General features: G+C 35.4%; 15 protein-coding genes. 8 read left to right on the forward strand and 7 right to left on the reverse strand.

Annotated elements, in window-relative coordinates:
* Nucleotides 1–64: 64 nt before the first annotated feature.
* Nucleotides 65–1,408, forward strand: a complete 1,344-nt coding sequence (locus tag ACPUVN_RS01530) for an MFS transporter (RefSeq protein WP_426369824.1) — start codon at nucleotides 65–67, stop codon at nucleotides 1,406–1,408.
* A gap of 87 nt (nucleotides 1,409–1,495) precedes the next feature.
* On the opposite strand, the gene ACPUVN_RS01535 is transcribed toward ACPUVN_RS01530, so the two are convergent.
* Nucleotides 1,496–3,016, reverse strand: a complete 1,521-nt coding sequence (locus ACPUVN_RS01535) for an esterase-like activity of phytase family protein (protein WP_426369825.1) — start codon at nucleotides 3,014–3,016, stop codon at nucleotides 1,496–1,498.
* A gap of 372 nt (nucleotides 3,017–3,388) precedes the next feature.
* Nucleotides 3,389–3,664 (reverse strand): HU family DNA-binding protein, encoded by a 276-nt coding sequence (locus ACPUVN_RS01540; RefSeq protein WP_426358330.1) that lies wholly within the window; start codon nucleotides 3,662–3,664, stop codon nucleotides 3,389–3,391.
* A 1,166-nt stretch (nucleotides 3,665–4,830) separates the two neighbouring features.
* On the opposite strand from ACPUVN_RS01540, the gene ACPUVN_RS01545 reads away from it, so the two are divergent.
* On the forward strand, nucleotides 4,831–6,591 hold the full coding sequence (locus tag ACPUVN_RS01545; protein WP_426358329.1) for a potassium/proton antiporter: 1,761 nt from the start codon (nucleotides 4,831–4,833) through the stop codon (nucleotides 6,589–6,591).
* A 49-nt stretch (nucleotides 6,592–6,640) separates the two neighbouring features.
* Here ACPUVN_RS01545 and ACPUVN_RS01550 read toward each other — a convergent pair whose 3' ends face one another.
* Nucleotides 6,641–7,579, reverse strand: a complete 939-nt coding sequence (locus ACPUVN_RS01550; RefSeq protein WP_426358328.1) for a pyridoxamine 5'-phosphate oxidase family protein — start codon at nucleotides 7,577–7,579, stop codon at nucleotides 6,641–6,643.
* 8 nt (nucleotides 7,580–7,587) lie between these two features.
* Entirely contained in the window at nucleotides 7,588–8,019 is a 432-nt protein-coding gene (locus tag ACPUVN_RS01555) for a VOC family protein (RefSeq protein ID WP_426369826.1), read from the reverse strand.
* A gap of 134 nt (nucleotides 8,020–8,153) precedes the next feature.
* Between ACPUVN_RS01555 and ACPUVN_RS01560 the strand changes: the two genes are divergently transcribed.
* A complete protein-coding gene (locus tag ACPUVN_RS01560; protein WP_426358326.1) occupies nucleotides 8,154–8,690 on the forward strand; it encodes a TetR/AcrR family transcriptional regulator in 537 nt (178 codons plus the stop codon).
* A 284-nt stretch (nucleotides 8,691–8,974) separates the two neighbouring features.
* Nucleotides 8,975–10,036 carry an alpha/beta fold hydrolase gene (locus ACPUVN_RS01565; RefSeq protein ID WP_426358325.1) on the forward strand — a complete coding sequence of 354 codons (1,062 nt, stop codon included), beginning with the start codon at nucleotides 8,975–8,977 and terminating at the stop codon, nucleotides 10,034–10,036.
* A gap of 394 nt (nucleotides 10,037–10,430) precedes the next feature.
* Here the strand turns inward: ACPUVN_RS01565 and ACPUVN_RS01570 are convergent, their stop codons facing one another.
* On the reverse strand, nucleotides 10,431–12,275 hold the full coding sequence (locus ACPUVN_RS01570; RefSeq protein WP_426358324.1) for a M2 family metallopeptidase: 1,845 nt from the start codon (nucleotides 12,273–12,275) through the stop codon (nucleotides 10,431–10,433).
* A 339-nt stretch (nucleotides 12,276–12,614) separates the two neighbouring features.
* Between ACPUVN_RS01570 and ACPUVN_RS01575 the strand changes: the two genes are divergently transcribed.
* From ACPUVN_RS01575 to ACPUVN_RS01585, 3 genes are all read left to right on the forward strand, one after another.
* Nucleotides 12,615–13,253, forward strand: coding sequence for a TetR/AcrR family transcriptional regulator (locus ACPUVN_RS01575; protein ID WP_426358323.1), 639 nt, complete (start codon nucleotides 12,615–12,617; stop codon nucleotides 13,251–13,253).
* 166 nt (nucleotides 13,254–13,419) lie between these two features.
* Nucleotides 13,420–14,433 carry a beta-N-acetylhexosaminidase gene (gene nagZ / locus ACPUVN_RS01580; RefSeq protein WP_426358322.1) on the forward strand — a complete coding sequence of 338 codons (1,014 nt, stop codon included), beginning with the start codon at nucleotides 13,420–13,422 and terminating at the stop codon, nucleotides 14,431–14,433.
* 38 nt (nucleotides 14,434–14,471) lie between these two features.
* Nucleotides 14,472–15,860 carry an SLC13 family permease gene (locus ACPUVN_RS01585; RefSeq protein WP_426369827.1) on the forward strand — a complete coding sequence of 463 codons (1,389 nt, stop codon included), beginning with the start codon at nucleotides 14,472–14,474 and terminating at the stop codon, nucleotides 15,858–15,860.
* A 106-nt stretch (nucleotides 15,861–15,966) separates the two neighbouring features.
* Here ACPUVN_RS01585 and dsbB read toward each other — a convergent pair whose 3' ends face one another.
* Both dsbB and nhaB read right to left on the reverse strand, forming a co-directional pair.
* Nucleotides 15,967–16,485: a disulfide bond formation protein DsbB gene (gene dsbB / locus ACPUVN_RS01590; protein WP_426358320.1), complete on the reverse strand. Its 519-nt coding sequence runs from the start codon at nucleotides 16,483–16,485 to the stop codon at nucleotides 15,967–15,969.
* 334 nt (nucleotides 16,486–16,819) lie between these two features.
* A complete protein-coding gene (gene nhaB / locus ACPUVN_RS01595; protein ID WP_426358319.1) occupies nucleotides 16,820–18,412 on the reverse strand; it encodes a sodium/proton antiporter NhaB in 1,593 nt (530 codons plus the stop codon).
* Between the two features lie 234 nt (nucleotides 18,413–18,646).
* Here nhaB and fadR point away from each other — a divergent pair, with 234 nt between their 5' ends.
* The gene (fadR, locus tag ACPUVN_RS01600) at nucleotides 18,647–19,357 is read left to right on the forward strand and encodes a fatty acid metabolism transcriptional regulator FadR (RefSeq protein WP_426358318.1); all 711 of its coding nucleotides are present in this window, start codon (nucleotides 18,647–18,649) and stop codon (nucleotides 19,355–19,357) included.
* Nucleotides 19,358–19,391: the final 34 nt, after the last annotated feature.

A 19,391-nucleotide genomic window follows, 5' to 3' on the forward strand; every position in this document is an offset into this window, starting at 1 on the left:
CACTAACAGAACCATAATTTTATAGACCTTCAAAAAACTATATTACAGCGTTCAATGAGAAATTATGTCTAGTAGACCTCCTAAACAATTAAACATCCTCATCTATATGTATTTGGGTTATGCCGCCATGATGATCTGTCGACAAATGATCACCATTCTTAGCCCCGCTATGCTTGCCGATGAGACTTTGGGCTTAACAAAAACTAACCTAGGTGACTTTGCTGCATACGGTACTTTAGGTGCGTTGGTAGGAAAGCTTATTTGGGGACCTCTTGCTGATAAAATTGGTGGGCGTTTTACTTTTTTAGCGGGTGTTTTACTTACCGCATTATTTATTATCGCCTTTGGGTTTTCACCTAATGTAATGGTGTTTTCTGTATTTTCATTCCTACTCTACCTTACTAAGTCTGCTGGCTGGCCAGGTATGACTAAACTTGTAGGCGACTGGTATCACCCTCATCATTACGGGAGGGTATGGAGTATTTTATCAACCAGTTCTCGTTTTAGTGTAGTACTTGCGACTTTATTCTTTGGTTGGTTATTAAGCTTTATGCATTGGCGAACAGTAGCAATTATCGCCGCTGTTTTTGCCTTAGTTATTTTTGTTGGTTGTTACATTTTCTTAAGAGAAAAGCCTGAAAATCCTAATTTTTTTAAAGACAATGAAAGTGATACCCCTGATGACGATGCAAGTCCTGAAGAAGTTGAGCTGGCGTTAGCATCAAAACAAGCCCTTGATAATAAGTACAACCATCCACTGGAAGGCACTAGCATGATGGGCGGAATGCTCGCTTTTGCTAAAAGCCCAAGAGTTTGGTTGGTGGTGATCATGTTGATGATGCTAACTTGTATGATGGCATTTTTAGACTTTGTGGCGGTTTACTTGATGGAAAGCTACAACCTCACACCTTCACAAGCTGCAATGGCTTCTACTATATTTCCAATAGGTTCTTTAGGTGGTTTATTAGCTTCTATTGCGTTTTATGACAGATTCTCTAAAAAGGGTATTAGAACGGTTTTAACTATTGCGCTAACGATTAGTTTACTGAGCGTGCTTACGTTGAAATATTTATCTTGGTTTGCTTTTAGTAATGAAGTGAATTATTTGGTAGCGTTAACGGCTATTTTCTTATTCGCATTCTCGATTTCACCTGCTTATTATTTACCTATGTCAATCTTCTCTATTGAATATGGCGGACCACATAGCGCGAAATTAGTATGTTTTATTGATGCTTTTGGTTTTGCTGCTAGTGCAACGTTTGGCTTTGTTGGTGGTCGATTAGCTGATAGTGCAGGGGGCTGGTCTAGCTTTATGAATATGCTAATTTTGATTTCTGCCGTGGGTATTATCTCGGTATGGGGATTTATGCATTCAGAATATAAAGCGACGAAAGTAACTGACGCTTAATTTAAAACATATTTTTAATATTTATCTTTAAAAAGCCGTGATTCATTTTAAATCGAATCACGGCTTTATTATTTCTATTATCTGAAATTAATGAGTTAAATCTAAACCTTCAATTATGTATAAGCGATTACCATCAATAACCGTTTGACCTGCATCTAAGTATTTTTGTTCAAGTACACCATTTGTAGCCCACGTTGCAAAATCGTCATCATTTAAAACACCTATGGTGGTATCATTTATTAGCCAAAGACCTTCTAATTTGTCGTGTGGGTAACCATCTTCAGCCACCAAATCTACTAATAAGCTTTTACTTGTTATTTCAATGCCTGCATTTGTTAACGTGTTCCAACCGTCTGTCTCTAAGGTGATCTCTTCTAATGTTTTATCATCAATTAATAAACCTAAATAAGCATCTTGTGTCATATTCGCAGTAGAAACTACTGTTTCGATATTTGTAGCATTGTTGATATCTATTTTATATAGATGTTTCATTGCGCTGGTATCTTGATTGTAAAAGCTTCCATCACGTTCAATAACAACAAACTCGGTATTACTTAAAGCCACAATACCTGACTGTGAGTTTTGAGTTTTTTCTTGTTTATAAAGGTATTGGCCAATACTGCCATCAACTAAATTTACAGTAATTATGCGAACAATATCGTTAACTTTTACTGAGCTACTTGGATTGTAAATTGTGGATTGCATGATGCCCACTAAGGTTGTTTCATCTGGTGTTACAGTCAGACCTTCCATACCGCGATTCGCTCTACGATTTGAAAATTCAGCGGGTAATGTATAAGTATTACGTACATCATCTGCGAAAGCATTAATTCGGCCAATCTCAATGCCTTCAGAATTAAAATGAACGAGGTGTGGACCATATTCATCACTTATCCAAAAGCTACCATCAGATAAAGCGACTAAGCCTTCACCGTCTAAACCATAATCGTCAACCTTGATAGGATTATTAACTTCATCATAAGGTAAGCTCATGTCTTCAACAATCACATTTCCATCAGCGTCATATGGCGTTTCACCTGTTCCACCTAAAGCTGAGCTATTCGGTAAGCCTGTGATCAATGTGCCATTGGGACGTTTTAATAAGATATCTTTAATTTTTTTAACATCGCCATTGTTTTGCAATTCAAATAACCCAATTCTTGGTGTGTAATCAGGAGTCGGGAATTTTTTACCTACACCTTGGTCACCCGTATATGTAGCATTAGGACCTCGGTCAGTTAAGGCATAAAAAAATGTAGGTTCTGTTGGGTGCGCAACCATATCTGATCCATAACCACCGTTGCGTATTTCCATAAAACTGCCCGGTAAAGCACCATTTTCAATATCTGCACGTATTACACTGTAAGGTAATAGGGAACCTGAATTATCTATTGGGTTTACATTACAATTAGTGCTTATGCTTGTTATTTCATTTTCGGTTAGTGAACCGTCACTATCAGTGTCTAGACCTGATATTACTTTTAAGCCACCAAAAAAACACTCATCGCTACACAAAGCTAGTGGGTCATGGTCGATTAAACTATTTAAACCACTAGTACCATTAGATCCCTCATCACAAGCAGTTAGGCTTAAGCTTGCTATTAGCATGACAGCTAAGGTTATTTTTTATGCTTCACATTATTTCTCTTTTTTAATTATTTTTAGTTATCAAGAGAGGATAAATAATCATTATGACTAATACGTGAATGTAATATGACAATTTTATGAATGGGGAATAAGGTGAAATTTGAATGTATTAATTGTTCAGTTTACTAGATAAGTTGTTATCTAAATTAGGAGAAACGTTTGTGCTGCTTTAGAAAGAAAATAGATAATTGAATTTATTAATTCAGAGGTAAAGTTAATAAAAGGAATTCTATCATTTTATGAAAGCAGAGTTCATAAGGGCTATACTGATAAAGCAGACATAAAAAAGCCCGACATGTAAGCCAGGCTTTTTCTAGAAAAAATCAGTGTTAATTAAGAATTAACAGCATCTTTTAATGCTTTACCAGCTTTAAATGCAGGTACTTTAGCAGCAGCAATTTGAATTTCTGCGCCAGTTTGAGGGTTACGACCTGTGCGTGCTGCACGATCGTTAACTTTATAAGTACCAAAACCGATTAATGTTACATCACCGCCACTAGCTAATTCAGCAGTAACTGATTCAATTAGGCTATCTAACGCACGACCAGCAGAGGCTTTAGTAATATCCGCGCCTTCAGCAATTTTTGCTACCAATTCACTTTTGTTCATTATTATTTTCCATTAACTATGATTGTTATGAACATACTAAGAAATAACTGTCAATTGAGCAATAGCTAAAGTTACTTGTTTTCAATATTAAAGCTAAAAAGTTGCTTTATCACTGTAAAATGGGGCTTTGCGACGAATAAAATACTTAAATTATATCTATGTCTGTACGTTTTTTGTGCTCTATTGTTATGATCTTATAACATTTTATAGAAGCTAAAGTGATGGAAAATAAATATATGGGCCATAAAATTGAGTGTAAAACACAACAAAAATACAAAATATCTCCTCAAATATAAGAAATCCTATGAAACTAATGTTTTTTTCTAAATTACTTATACATAATTAACTCTTATTTCAGAAAAGCTTATGAGATCAAACAAGTTAAAGATGCTATTAACTTATTTTAAGAGACTTAATTGTAAGATTTTATTTATAACTCGAATTTTTAAGGTTTTGTATAATAAAGCTGATTTTTCTTGGTGTGATTTAATAGTTACTACTTTTACATGAATGTAATTTTAAGCGTATGTCAGGTATTACCTATAAAGAGAGAATGTAATGTATTTGATTTCAATAATCGAATACGGGTTTGAAAAGTAACGAAATACATTAAGAGCTTCATAAATATGACGATAAAAAGCATAAACAACTCTATTTTTTGTTTATAGCGCAAGTGCATATATTTTAAGAATAATGATAGAATAGAGGAAAGTTTTATGTTGTTTCTTATATAGGGTATGACTTTGTCTCCTTCCTTTTAACTCTTTATTTTTCCCGTTTAAATACTAGGGGCTGTTGATCTTTCGAGATTGTTTTTACAGCAATGTATTTGATATTTAGACAAGGCAGAGTATGTGACGTGTAGCTGGCTACTCGAACAGACGATAACGTGGTATAAATTTCAAACACATGCTGCCCTTTGGGTTCATTTAAAACGAATTTACTCATTGCTGTTCGCTTTTTTAATAGAATGACTATTAGACAAAGCTCACATCGCGATTAAATCCGTTTTAAATTGAATAAAATTTAACCCTGAGAGAACAATAGCTCCTAAACTTATTTGAACGTGGTTAGCAATAAAATGAATATGCATTTCACATTCACCGTTCAAGTGAATATTTTAAAATAAAGCCTCGCTGCCTCGCAGCTATTAATGAGAATGATAAATGTTTTTGATTGACCAAATTATATTGTTGTCCGCAGTGCTGATCTTGCTTGGCATTATTTCCAGCCAATTATCAGCCCGTTTAGGATTACCCGTACTTGTGCTCTTTTTGATAGTCGGCATGCTAGCAGGAGAAGATGGACCAGGTGGGATTTTCTTTGATAATGCTGAAGCAGCACACTCCTTAGGGACCTTAGCATTAGCGCTGATTTTATTTGATGGTGGTTTACAAACCCCTTTTAAAGCTATTAAACAAGTTTGGAAACCAGCTTCTACCTTAGCTACCTTAGGTGTATTAGTTACAGGCGGGGTGACAGGCGTTGCTGCTGCTTATATTTTAGATATTCCGTTACTACAAGGCTTGTTACTAGGTGCTATTGTTGGCTCTACTGATGCTGCAGCGGTATTTTCATTGCTAAGAAATGCAGGTATTAATCTTAATCCAAAGTTAAAAGCTACTTTAGAAATAGAAAGTGCGTCCAATGATCCTATGGCGATATTCTTAACGGTAGGTTTATTAGAGATTTTAGTAAACGATTTAAAGCCAGGCTCAGGCTTACTTGTTATGTTTTTATCGCAAATGGGCTTAGGCGCAATTGTAGGTCTTGCTGTTGGTTGGTTATCGGTTCGATTAATTAATAAAATTCAACTGGTCGCTGTTGGTTTATATCCTGTATTGGTTTCTGCTTGTGGGCTTTTATCTTTTGGTATTACTGCCAATATTGGTGGTAGCGGCTTTTTAGCTGTTTTCATTACGGGTGTAGTTATTGGAAATAGTCGGTTTGTATTTCAGCGCAGCACCTTCTTATTTCATGATGGTTTAGCTTGGTTAAGTCAAATTACCATGTTCGTTGTGCTTGGCTTATTAATAACACCTACGTCGCTGTTTGATATTTGGTTTGAAGGACTGCTTATTGCGTTAGTGTTAATTTTTGTTGCAAGACCTATTGCTGTGGTTCCTGTTTTAGCCTTGTTTGGTTTTAATATTCGAGAAATTACTTTGGTTTCTTGGGTCGGGTTACGTGGTTCAGTACCTATTATTTTAGCTATCTTTCCATTGATTTTTGGCTTACCAGGGGCCGATCTTATATTTAATGTTGTGTTTTTCGTGGTACTTATTTCAGCCACTTTACAAGGCTCAACCTTGTCTTTGATGGCGCGTAAACTAAAATTAACATTACCACCACCAGTAACGCCAGCGGCAACATTAGAAATAACGGCTTTGGGTGATGTAGATGCGGATATTGTTGAATATACGTTAGGCGATTCATCACGTTCGGTGGGACGTAGAATATCACAACTCGCGCTACCCGACGGTGCGGTTATGGCGATGATCACTCGTAATAACAAGGTTATTGCGCCACGAGGTTCTACGTTATTAGAGGCAGGTGATCAGCTCTTTATTGTACTTAAACCTAATATCCGAGAGTTTATTGATTATGTTTTCTCAGGAGCTATAACTAAAGAAAAACATGAATTATCAGTACAAGAGTTAAAAGTTAAAGGCAATAATACGATTGCAGATATTGCACATTCTTATAATATTAATATCCCTAGAGAGCCAGAGGAAACACTTGAACAAGTGATCAAATCTACGTTAGTAATGAAACCTAAAATAGGTGATATTTCTGAATTTGGCGATTTAAAGTTATATGTTCACGATATGGTAGGCGAACGTATTATTACTGTAGGTATATTAGAAAAGATCAGCTTAGTTAAAAGGTCTTGGCGTATAAGAATGCTGGCTAAAATTAGAAAATAGCTTTTAACTCTAAAGTTTATAGATAATGATCTCTTAAATCAGCAAGCTTTCAATCAGTAATTTGGCAATAAGCTAAAGCATTTGTGATGTGTTTTATTTCTATGGGAGTAAAACACAATGTTCTTTTCGCTTTACCTGCTTCAGTACTTTCTGAGTAGGTGAGTGTGTTATTTTGTGCATTGTCTTCATTCCATAATATTTCACTTGATACGGTAATTTGCATAGCATTACCCGTACGCCAATCCAAAAACAAGAGATTAGCTATTGGATTTTTATATAAATTACCCATGGTATTAAAAAATCCATTACCAAAATAATCATCTACTAATAATTGTTCATTTTTATTAATCGTTACAAAGCCAGCATCACCGCCACGGTGAGACATATCTACACCTCGGTTATTTAATTGCTGACCATCATCAAAACTACTCGCAATAAAAAACACATCAGCATTTGTTATTACTTCTTTATCGTTTGCACTGAGTTGATGACGCGTTGTCGTGATAAATTCGCCATAGTTAGCATTTGTAGTTAAGGCTTTTGGCTGAATGTATTTAGGGCAATTACCATAGCTTTGTAATATTCTTAATCGGATACTTTTCTGATTAATTTCAGTGACTACGCCATTAACACGATTACGTCTTCGGGTATTAAATACTATACCGACTAAACCAATACGATCACCTATTTTTAAGTCAGATTTAATATCAGTATTTATCGAGTATTGCGTATTAATGATCAGCTCATGTTCAGTTGGTGACTGAATAAAACCGACTGGACCAAACAGTACGCTAGCGAAAATATCAGTAGCATAATCGTTATAGCCGATAAAAATCATCGACAGAGACTGAAAAAAATCACGGTGTTGTTGAGGCATAAATTCACGAATGAATTTATTACCAATTTCAGCCATTCTTTTATCTGTGCCTGCCATTTTTTGAACGGCTAGCTCACCTTGATGCCAAACGGCTAACTGCTCATTATTCATAAACTTTCCTACGCTGTAATTAATTCAAGTCTTACACCACCTGGAATGGTGCACATCATGTGATGAATAGGTAGTTGATCTAGTTGCTCTGGTGCAAATTCGATATCGATATTATCAACTAAAACAAATTGTTGATGTAAAGCTTCTAACGTTTCTAAGTTAGCCACGTTAAGAGCAAAGTGATGTAAACCTACGTTATTTTTACGATCAAATGATTTCATTTCATTTGAATCGTTAATGTGCCAAAGTGTCAACATAACCGTGCCATCGGATACAAAGATAGCAGGGTAGTCTGGCTTTTCGCCAACGATAGTGAAATTAAGTTGCTCAATAAAAAACGCAGCAGTTTGTTTAATATCTGGAACACTAAGACCAAGATGGTGAATACCTGAAGTGCTAATCGCGTTGTTATTTGTTGCTGAGTCGGTTGTTGTACACATAATAATTGGCCTTAATTTATATTTAAATAGGGGGTGAACAAATCTGTCTATTTATTATGGGTGAACAGAACTGTTTACGTCAAGCTAAATGTTGTTATAATTTAGAACAAGTCGTAAGAATTAAGATAAAGAATATGCAACCAAGAAAACAACATTTGATTGATACCGCATTAGAGTTATTTAATCAGCACGGATATCACGCAACGGGCATCGATTTAATTTTGGCGCAATCGAAAGTATCAAAGGCGACGCTATACAAGCATTTTCGTAGTAAAGAAGAATTGATATTAGCGGCACTTCAGCAACGTCATGAACAAGTCTTAACAGCAATACAAGGTAAAATTGAAGAAGCGATCCAATCAGGAAGTTCAGGTATTTTAGCTATATTCGACAATTTAGATGAATGGATTAACAGCGAAACTTTTTGGGGCTGTAACTTTATTAATGTCAGCGGCGAATATGCTGATGCTTGCCATCCGATTAACATTTTTGCGGCTCAACATAAGCAAGCTATTGTTGATTTGATCAAAACTCAATTATCCGATGCAAATACAGATAAAGCTGAACAAATCGCTTTGTTGGTAGAAGGCGCTATTGTAATGGCTCATACTCGTGGGCTAAAAAAATCAGCGCTTATGGCTAAAGATATGGCGAAACACTTTATTCAATAGACGTTAATCAAATAGGTGTTATGCAACAAGAGGTTATTCAATTATTTGTGATCTAGCCATCAGTTATTCAGTAAGGATTTATTGTATAAGGCGATATAAATATTATTAACTAGCCATTTAAATATAATTTTTTTGAATGAAAAACCCAAATGAAAGGTCTTTATCAACTAAGCCTATATTCATTTCAGATTTTTAACTAAAGCATGTATCTGAATAAGAATGCTTTAAATCGTCTTTTTTATTATCCGCTTTAATAGATTTAGTTAAAAACTTAGAAGGTATTCATGAAATTATTTAATCACTCATTTTGTTATTCTGCAGATCATAAATTTTGCACTAAATCTTTTGTCTTTAAAGTTATATTTAGTACTTTAATCGTTGTACTTGTTTTTATACTAGCGAATAAAGCTAATGCTGAAAATACTAGCACGGCAGGCGTTACTGAACCGGTTGTTAGCGCTGTTTGGCCTTCAAAAACATCTTATCGTTATGCAACAGTAGAAGGGCAGCGTATTTTCTATCGTGAAGCGGGCGAGCAGCATAAACAGACTATTATTTTATTACATGGTTATCCGTCGTCTTCACATACGTATCGTGAGCTTATTCCATTATTATCTGGACGTTACCATGTTATTGCACCTGATTATTTAGGTTCAGGTTATAGTGATCGCCCAGACCCATCTCAACAAAAATATACCTTTGATGTTTTAGCTCAGCACGTAGCAGGTTTGCTAAATACCCTTAATGTCGAGAAATACAGTTTATATATACAAGATTTTGGCGCGCCAGTTGGCTTTAGAATGTTATTAAATAATCCAGATAAATTAGAAGTGTTAATTGTACAAAATGGTAATGCTTATTTGGAAGGTTTAACGCCACCAAGACAAGCTTTTTTCAAAAAAGCGAATCAAGATAAATCTCTAGCTCAATCAGATAAAATTTATTCGTTTACTTCAGAATCAGCCATTATTAATAAACAGTATTTGAGAGATGTACCAAATAATATTGAAAGCATGAGTCCAGATAGTTGGACCCAAGACTTACATTTTTTACAAACGAAAAAAGACAGAAACATTCAAGTTCAGTTACTGCAAGACTATTATAATAACTTACTTGATTACCCTAAGTGGCAAGCTTACTTACGTAAATATCAACCACCAACGTTAATTGTTTGGGGTAAAAAAGACCCTGCTTTTATTGCTGCTGGCGCTGAAGCTTATTTAAAAGATGTACCTAATGCTGAATTACACTTATTGGATTCAGGTCACTTTAGTGTTGAAGAAAAGTCAGTTGAAATTGCTCAATATATTGTTAACTTTATGAATAAAACGTTTACTCAAAAGTAATACCAAACGGATTAATTTATTGAGCAACTTAGAGCTACATTAGCAAGCTTAGAACAAGCAAAATTGATTAAACATAGTTATTCTATATTTTTTTAATTTTGTGATGTTATCAGTTTGCTAATGAGCTCCCAAAGGGCCAGAATTTAAAGGCTCATATGCCGCGTTATTGATTTTGACAAGGGAATAACCATTCTCTTCAATCAATGCCTTGCCTCTAAGCCTTTAAATTCTCGCTAAGTGAGCAATAAATTAGTCCGTTGGGTATAAGCTTTATTGATATGCGTAAACCTTCATTATGATTGGTTCATTTACCCTTTATTTATCATAAAAAAAGAGCTAATCATTGACTGATTAGCTCTTTTTTTGATCTTGTTTTTCTAACTGTTACAAAAGTTTAAAATCCACATTGCTTACCTTGGTTCTTTTCTTTTAACCAAGTTTGTAATGGTGAGAAATAATCTAATACAGCAGTAGCATCCATTTCTTCTTTACCTGTAAGAACTTTGTAAGCTTCTTGCCAAGGTTGGCTTGCACCCATTTCTAATACGGTATTTAACGCAGTTCCAGCTTCTTTGCTGTTGTAAATTGAACAACGATGAATTGGATCTGTATTACCTGATATTTCACAAAGTGCTTTATGAAATTCAAACTGTTGTACATGAGCTAAGAAGTAACGAGAATAAGGTGTTCCTCCAGGTATATGATATTTTGCTCCTGGATCAAAAGCATTTTCGTCACGATCAACCGGTGCGGCAATACCTTGGTATTGTTCACGTAATTCCCACCAAGCACTGTTGTAGTTTTCTGGTGTTATTTCGCCTGAATAAACACCCCAACGCCATTTATCAACAAGTAAACCAAATGGTATAAAGGCAACTTTATCAAGCGCCATTTTAAGTAATAAACCTATGTCTTTCGATTCATCAGGAATGGTATCAATTAAGCCTATTTTCTTTAAGTATTTAGGTGTAACGGAAAGAGCAATAGTATCGCCAATTGCTTCGTGGAAGCCATCATTTGCACTGCCGCGATAAAGCTTAGGTTGATCTTTATAAGCACGCTGGTAAAAGTTATGACCTAACTCATGATGTATTACACCAAACTCTTCACCTGTTTTTTGAATACACATTTTGATGCGAATATCGTCTTTATCGTCAAGATCCCAAGCTGAGGCATGACAAATAACATCTCGATCTTCAGGTTTAGTAAATAATGAACGTGTCCAAAATGTCTCAGGTAAGGCATCAAAGCCTAATGAAGTGAAAAACTGTTCAGCGCCTTTCACCATCTTTATTTCGTCGTAGTTATTTTTTTCTAATTGCGCTGTTACATCGTAACCAGGATCTGCATCTTCAGGAGCGACTAAATCGTAAATGTTACCCCAAGATTGAGCCCACATATTACCTAACAAATGTGCTGGGATAGGTTTGTCTTGAGCAACTTTATCAATGCCATATTCTTCACCTAATTCTGTTCGAACATAACAATGTAAGTCATCGTATAGTGGTTTTATTTGTCCCCATAAACGGTCAAGTTCTTTAGCAAAGTCGTCAGCAGGCATATCGTATTTAGAACGCCACATAACGCCTAAATCTTTATAGCCTAAACCTTGAGCACCTTCGTTACCGAGTGCTGATTGTTCAACATATAAAGGCTTCATATCAGGGCTGATTTCTCGCCATCCTTCCCACATTTCTAATAACTCATCGTAATCACGCGAGTTCGCCATAATGCTAGATAGTTCGCCTAAGCTTAATACTTTACCTGATTTATCAGTGTAAGTACCTTTACCATACATACCGTTTAATGCAGATGTTACTCGAGCGAGTTCAGCAGACTTCTCTGGATCTTGAGGAGCTGGCATTACTAAGCTTAGCTTTAACATATCTAGCTTACGTCTTTGATCAGCCGTAACTTCTACGCTGTCGAAGTTAGCTGCTTCCATCGCATATTTAACACCAACTTCTGTTATTTTTTGATTGGTTCTAGCAGATAATGCTTCTGTATCTTCAGTGATAAAGTTGCTATAAACCCATTCGACTTGATTGCCTTCTAAGCTAAGTTGTTCAAATTCTTTTTCAGCTTTAGTTAAAAATACTTCAGCATCTTGTGAAGTTAATACTTGTTGTTTACTTTGCTGTGCAACAGGTGCCGTCTGATCTGTAGATGCTTGCCCACAGCCATATAATAAGGAAGTGATTACGAGTGTTAAGGAAGATAAGGTAAATGTTTTTTTCATCGGATAATTCACTGTATTTTAAATGATGTTATTGAACTAAACAAAGTAGCCTTTTAGGACGATAAAAACAATATTTTAGATGCTATTTCAGCGTTAAATAATTCATCTATAAGTGTTATTTCTTTTTCAATAAAGCTATATCGTATGAAAAATATTCCTATCATTATCTCTAGTAAGAAGAAGTTAATTTATTTCATCAAGTTTTAACTTAGCTTTGTGTCTCTGATATATTGACCTATGCTGGCGTATACGCTATTTTAAACAAACGTTTTAAATGCATTTCTTTTAAAATAATACGCTTTAATCCTATTTCATTTTCAAAAAAAGTTTGATGATACTATGAGTACAAAAAGTAAAATTTTAGATGCGGCAGAACATTTATTTGCCATACATGGTTTTAATGGTACTTCGTTACGAGAAATAACGAGCCAAGCTGAAGTTAATTTAGCAGCGGTCAATTATCACTTTGGCTCTAAAAAAGAGCTGATCAAGGCGGTAATGTCGCGTTATATGAATGAGTTATCTCCGCGATTAGAAGCGGCTTTACAAGAAATTTGTGATGCTGAGAGAAAACCAACATTAACAGAAGTATTTTCTGCTTTTGTTGAGCCTTTATTATCGCTAAATGAATATAAAGAAAATGGTACAAGTCATTTTTTACAGCTTTTAGGGCGCAGTTATACCGATAGCCAAGGTTTTTTACGTTGGTTTTTAACGAGTCACTATTCAGGTGTTATTAGTAACTTTGTTAAGGCTGTTTATAAAGCGTATCCAGAATTAACAGCAGAAGAAGTTTTCTGGCGTTTGCATTTTACTATGGGCACATTAGTTTTTACTATGTCTTCAAGTAATGCTTTACTTGATATTGCTAAAAATGATTTTGATAACAATATCGATATTTCTGGGATTATTCATAAAGTTATTCCGTATATTGCTGCTGGTGTTGCTGCGCCAATCATGCCTTTAAATAATAAATAATAAATAATAAATAGAAGAGTTAACTTAAGCTTAACTCTTTTCGTTTTGTATTCTTTAACTAAAGCCTTCTTCTGTTTTTTAGATAAACACATTCAGTTATATCCTTTCCTTTTGAATCATTTATAATTAACCCTAATCACTAAACTACAGATAAATAATGGTTTTTATGGGTCCTATAATGTTAGATGTGCTTGGCACGTCGTTAACCGCAGAAGATAAAGAATTATTAGAACATCCATTAGTGGGTGGCCTTATTTTATTTACCCGAAACTTTGAGTCGGTTGAGCAATTATCGGATTTAAATCTTCAAATACGCAAAGCCGCAGGTAAAGATATTCTTATTGCTGTTGATCATGAAGGTGGCAGGGTACAAAGATTTCGCGACGGTTTCAGTATTATTCCTGCTATGGGCTCTTTGCTTACAAAAACACAACACGACTTTAATTTGGCTAAAGAGTTAGCTCAGCATTGTGGTTATGTAATGTCTACTGAAGTACAAGCCTGTAATATCGATATTAGCTTTGCACCTGTTTTAGATGTGAATGGTATTAGCGAAGTGATTGGTGATAGAGCTTTTGACTCGCAACCTGAACCCATTATTCATCTTGCCAATGCTTTCATTGATGGCATGCATTTGGCTGGAATGAAAGCGACAGGTAAGCATTTCCCAGGCCACGGAAGTGTTCAAGCTGATTCTCATATTGCGCTGCCTATTGATCCTCGCGGAAATTCAGAAATTGAATCTTTCGATCTTTTACCTTTTAAACACTTAATTAAAGCCAATAAAATTGATGCTTTAATGCCAGCACATATTATATTTCCAGAAATTGATAGTGAATCAGTTGGCTTTTCTTCTTATTGGCTACAAGACATATTACGTAAACAGCTCGGTTTTGATGGTGTTATTTTTAGTGATGACTTATCAATGGAAGGAGCCTCTTGCGTAGGCGGCTATGTTGAACGAGCTGAAGCCGCGCAACAAGCAGGTTGTGACATGTTGTTATTATGTAATAACAGGGACGGTTGTATTAGTGTTATTGATAAAGCCAATATTGAAATTAATAAACTCAGCAACCAACGTATTGAACGCTTACTTAAAAATAGCCAAACAAGCTTTAGTCAGTTAAAGCAAAATATAAAATGGCAAGAGTCACGTAAGTTTATTGAAAAATACAGCTAAGCTATAAATAGTCCTTAAAAATAAACCTAGGTAGTTTTATGTTATCTAAACGATCTTTTCTTTGGTTAGCACCGCTTTTAAGTTTCTGTTTTTATTATGTGCTTAGTCTTTCTGACTTAGCGTATATACCTGCTATTGCGGCAGCAATAACTATGCTTACCGTTATATGGTGGGTAACTGAAGCTATTCCTATCCCCGCAACTTCACTTGTTCCTTTTGCTTTGTTTCCATTATTTGGTGTTATTGATCATAAAGTTGCAGCGTTATCTTTAGGTAGTCACGTCATTCTATTATTAATGGGTGCATTTATGCTGTCTAAAGCAATAGAAAAAAGTGGCGCTCATGAACGTTTAGCTATGTATATGTTAAGACTGGTGGGTGTTTCAAGTGGTAAGCGTTTAGTTTTTGGCTTTATGTTTGCTACTGCATTTTTGAGTATGTGGATATCAAATACAGCCACTACCTTGATCATGTTACCGATGGCGCTCGCTATTCTAAAGCATGTTGATAATGCCTCATTAAAAGTTGCTTTAATATTAGGTATTGCCTATTCAGCTAGTGTTGGTGGAGTGGGAACGCCTATTGGAACACCACCCAATGTGATTTTTATGGGGATATATGAAGAGCAAACAGGACTAGAGTTTAGCTTCTTTTCTTGGATGAAAATAGGCATACCTGTTGTTGTAGTATCTATTCCTTTGATCGGGTTATGGCTAACTCGAAATGTAAAATTAGAAAGTAATATCTCGCTACCTGAAATAGGGGCGTGGCGCACTGAAGAAAAACGCACATTAATCGTATTTGGTATAACTGCGCTTTTATGGATAACGCGTTTAGAGCCTTTTGGAGGCTGGAGTGAGTGGCTAAACATAACCACAATAGGTGATAGCAGTATAGCCTTATGTGCTGTTGTTTTTATGTTCTTAATACCTAATGGTAAAGAGAAAAATGGCAAAAAAGAGCATTTATTAGATTGGGAAACGGCTGTTAGTATTCCTTGGGGCATGTTGCTTTTATTTGCTGGTGGTATTGCTCTGGCTAAAGGTTTTTCAGCTTCGGGACTGAGCCTTATTATGAGTGATTGGCTGACATCGTTTGCCGCTTTACCGCCTATTTTAATGATTTTAAGTATATGTTTAGTGGTTACTTACTTAACTGAAATAACCAGTAATACAGCAACGGCAACCTTGTTAATGCCTATTTTGGCTATCACTGCGATTTCCTCTGGATTAAATCCTGAGGTGTTAATGATACCTGCTGCTATTTGTGCAAGTTGTGCCTTTATGTTGCCTGTAGCGACAGCGCCTAATGCTATTGCTTACGGTACAGGTGAGATAACCATAGGCGATATGGTAAAAGAGGGCGCAGTATTGAGCTTTGTCGTTTCTTGTGTCGCTGGTGTGATTTGTTATTTCATGCTGATGTAGGCTGTTATAAAGGCAAGCTAGAGACTAAAGAGATAAACAGTTAAAAAGATGAATAAACCGAATAAGGTTATTCATCTTTTTTATTGAGGTCACTACGATTTACAGATTAGATTGTTTTATCTTTGATTAAACGTATGGTTAATAAGAACGCCAAAATCGCGCTATAAACAGCAAATACAGCAATCATTACTTGCGGCATACTAAAGCCTACAAACTGCCAGTTAATATCACCACAATCACCATTAGCTTCAAACAAGGATGGTAACCATTCGTGCAAAGGTGCCCATTGTGGAAAGTTAGGTACAATTTCACATACATACATAAATGAAAGAGTCGATGTTTGCATATCAACATGTTCAATGGCTATTAACATTCCCCATATAGAACTCGTACCCCAAAGAATATAGGCTAATAAGCGCGTTATAAGTAAACTCTTACCTAGATAACCCACTACAGCAGCAAAGAATACTCCCCAAAGCGCAGTACGTTGATAAATACACATAATGCACGGATTCAATCCCATAGCATATTGAAAATACAATGCGACTATTTCTAATCCTAGAGCACTTAATGCTAATACTAACCAAGCGCGAGAATTAGTCGCTAAATTACTTATAAACTTCACAGAATAACCTTTTTAATTTTTCAAAAACTTTATATTAAATAACCTAAAAACTGGATAAGCAATTATGCCTAATATTGTTATTTAACCGTCTACCTGCGTTAATTTTATTACTAATAGCCAGCTATTAGTACATAAAATTGTCTTGTTATACGGACTAAATCTCAGAATTAGGAGAAAAGTAAATGCTATTTTCTTAGCGGGACTTTATCGTCTTACCTTTTAAGTTTTATGAATCAATAGATTACATAATTCATTACCCAGAGTTCAGGTTAAATAAAGAAAAAGCGCCACAAAAGGCGCTTTAAATTGTGTAAAACTATATTTTTAATACATCTTAGTGCGCTGCAGGTGCGGCGCCATGAGATGTTGATTCTGAATGATGAGTTATTATACCTGACTCATACATCTCAGCTGTTTTATCAGCTAAGTGACCAGATGATATAGCGATCAAACCTACAATCGTTAACACTATGGTATACGGTAAAGCCATAATAACCATTCTGCCGTAAGACAAACGTACTAACGGAGCAATTGCTGAAGTAAGTAAGAATAAGAACGCAGCTTGACCATTAGGCGTTGCAACACTTGGTAAGTTCGTACCTGTGTTAATTGCTACTGCTAATAAATCAAATTGGTCACGAGTTATTTGACCCGCCGATAATGCTTTTTGAATTTCGGTAATATAAACCGTTCCTACAAATACATTATCACTTACCATTGAAAGCAAACCATTAGCCAGATAGAACATAACTAGCTGCATATTTCCTTCATAAGTTAGTACCCAAGTGATCACTGGTGTAAATAACTGTTGATCAATAATTACGGCTACAACAGCAAAGAACACAGCAAGTAATGCGGTAAAAGGTAAAGCTTCTTCAAAAGCGTGACCAATTTGATGCTCTTCAGTAATACCTGTAAATGTTGTTGCTAAGATAATAACCGTAAGACCTATTAAACCTACAGGCGCTAAATGAAGGGCTAAACCAATAATTAACCAAACGGCAATTACACCTTGCATAACAAGTTTAATGTTGTCGCTTTTAGTACGTTTTTCAGTTTCTGCAACGTCATAATCATTAAGGATTTGGCGTACATTAGTTGGTAAAACAACACCGTAACCAAAGACTTTAAATTTTTCTAAAGCGACACACGTTAGCATGCCTGCAATAAATACAGGGATAGTTACAGGTGACATACGAATAGCAAATTCTACAAATTCCCAACCCGCTTGTTGACCAATAATTAAGTTTTGAGGTTCGCCTACAATAGTACAAACACCGCCTAAAGCAGTACCTACACCAGCATGCATTAATAAGTTACGTAAATAACCACGAAACTGTTCTAGATCTGTTCGGCTAAGATCAGGTAATTGATTATCTTCATTGTGATCGTGTGATTGATTTGAGTCTTTACCTGAAGCAACCTTGTGGTATACCGAGTAAAAGCCTATCGCCACACTGATAATTACAGCAATAACAGTAAGTGCGTCTAAGAATGCAGATAAAAAAGCACCAGAGAAACAGAATAAAAATGAGACCATAACTTTGGAGGTAACTTTAGTGACTATTTTTGTGAATAAAAATAGCAGTAAGTTCTTCATAAAGTAGATACCAGCAACCATAAATATTAGAAGTAGTATTACTTCAAAATTTACAATCATTTCATGCATTACTTGATTAGGTGATGTCATTCCTATCGCTACTGCTTCAATAGCTAATAAACCACCCGGTTGTAAGGGATAACATTTTAATGCCATAGCGAGAGTGAAAATAAACTCGATAACTAATGCCCAGCCCGCGGTATATGGGTCTACAAGAAAAAATAATATAGGGTTTATAACTAGAAAAGAAACAATTGCGAGTTTATACCACTCAGGAGAGTTTCCTAGAAAGTTTTTATAAAATGCAGCCATAGACGATTGTTGCATAGTGGACCTTTTTGAAGTTAAGTTGAATTAAGTTTACTGATTCTTAATTTTATTATTATTAATACGTACATTAATATCGTACATTATTGATAAAAATACCAATAGTTATATTAGTTTAAGCGGTAAACTATCGCTTGTAAATAATCATTGCAGCTGATTATAGCGGCTTGTACCAATTAGATGTTCTGGTACAATCACTACTATAAATAACAAAAATCAAGTAAATGGATACTTATGGTTATTAAAGCACATAGTCCGGCAGGGTTTGCAGAACAATATATTGTAGAATCTATATGGAATGGTGGTTTTCCTCCCGGCTCTATTTTACCAGCAGAACGTGAGCTATCTGAACTTATTGGCGTTACTCGTACAACACTGCGTGAAGTTCTACAGCGTTTAGCGAGAGATGGCTGGTTAACTATTCAACATGGCAAACCGACTAAAGTAAATAATTTTTGGGAAACCTCTAGCTTAAATATATTAGAAACCTTAGCGCAATTAGACCAAGAAGGTATTCCTGACTTAGTTGATAATTTATTGTCTGCTCGTACTAATATCAGCGCTATATACACTCGTGGTGCCTTAAAAAACAATCCTGAACAGGTTATTAATATTTTAAGTGAATATAAAGATATTGCTGATGAAGGTGATGCTTTTGCTGAATTTGATTATAAAATTCATAAAGCGCTTGTTGTAGCATCTGGAAACTCAATCTACTTATTAATCTTAAATGGCTTTAGTGGTTTGTATTCACGTTTGGGTGGTTTGTATTTTTCTCATCCGAAAGGGCGTGAAATTTCAAGAAACTATTATGAAGCCTTGATCGACCTAGCTCAAACAGGCAAGTTTGACGAAGCTGTTTTTGTTACGCGAGATTATGGTATTGAATCAGGTAGACTTTGGTTAGAGCTTAAAGATCAGATGCTTAAAGAGTTAGCTTTGTAGGTTTACTGTTTATTTCATTTTTGTAAATGAGAAT

Source organism: Pseudocolwellia antarctica, from assembly GCF_049933045.1.
Lineage (GTDB): Bacteria > Pseudomonadota > Gammaproteobacteria > Enterobacterales > Alteromonadaceae > Pseudocolwellia.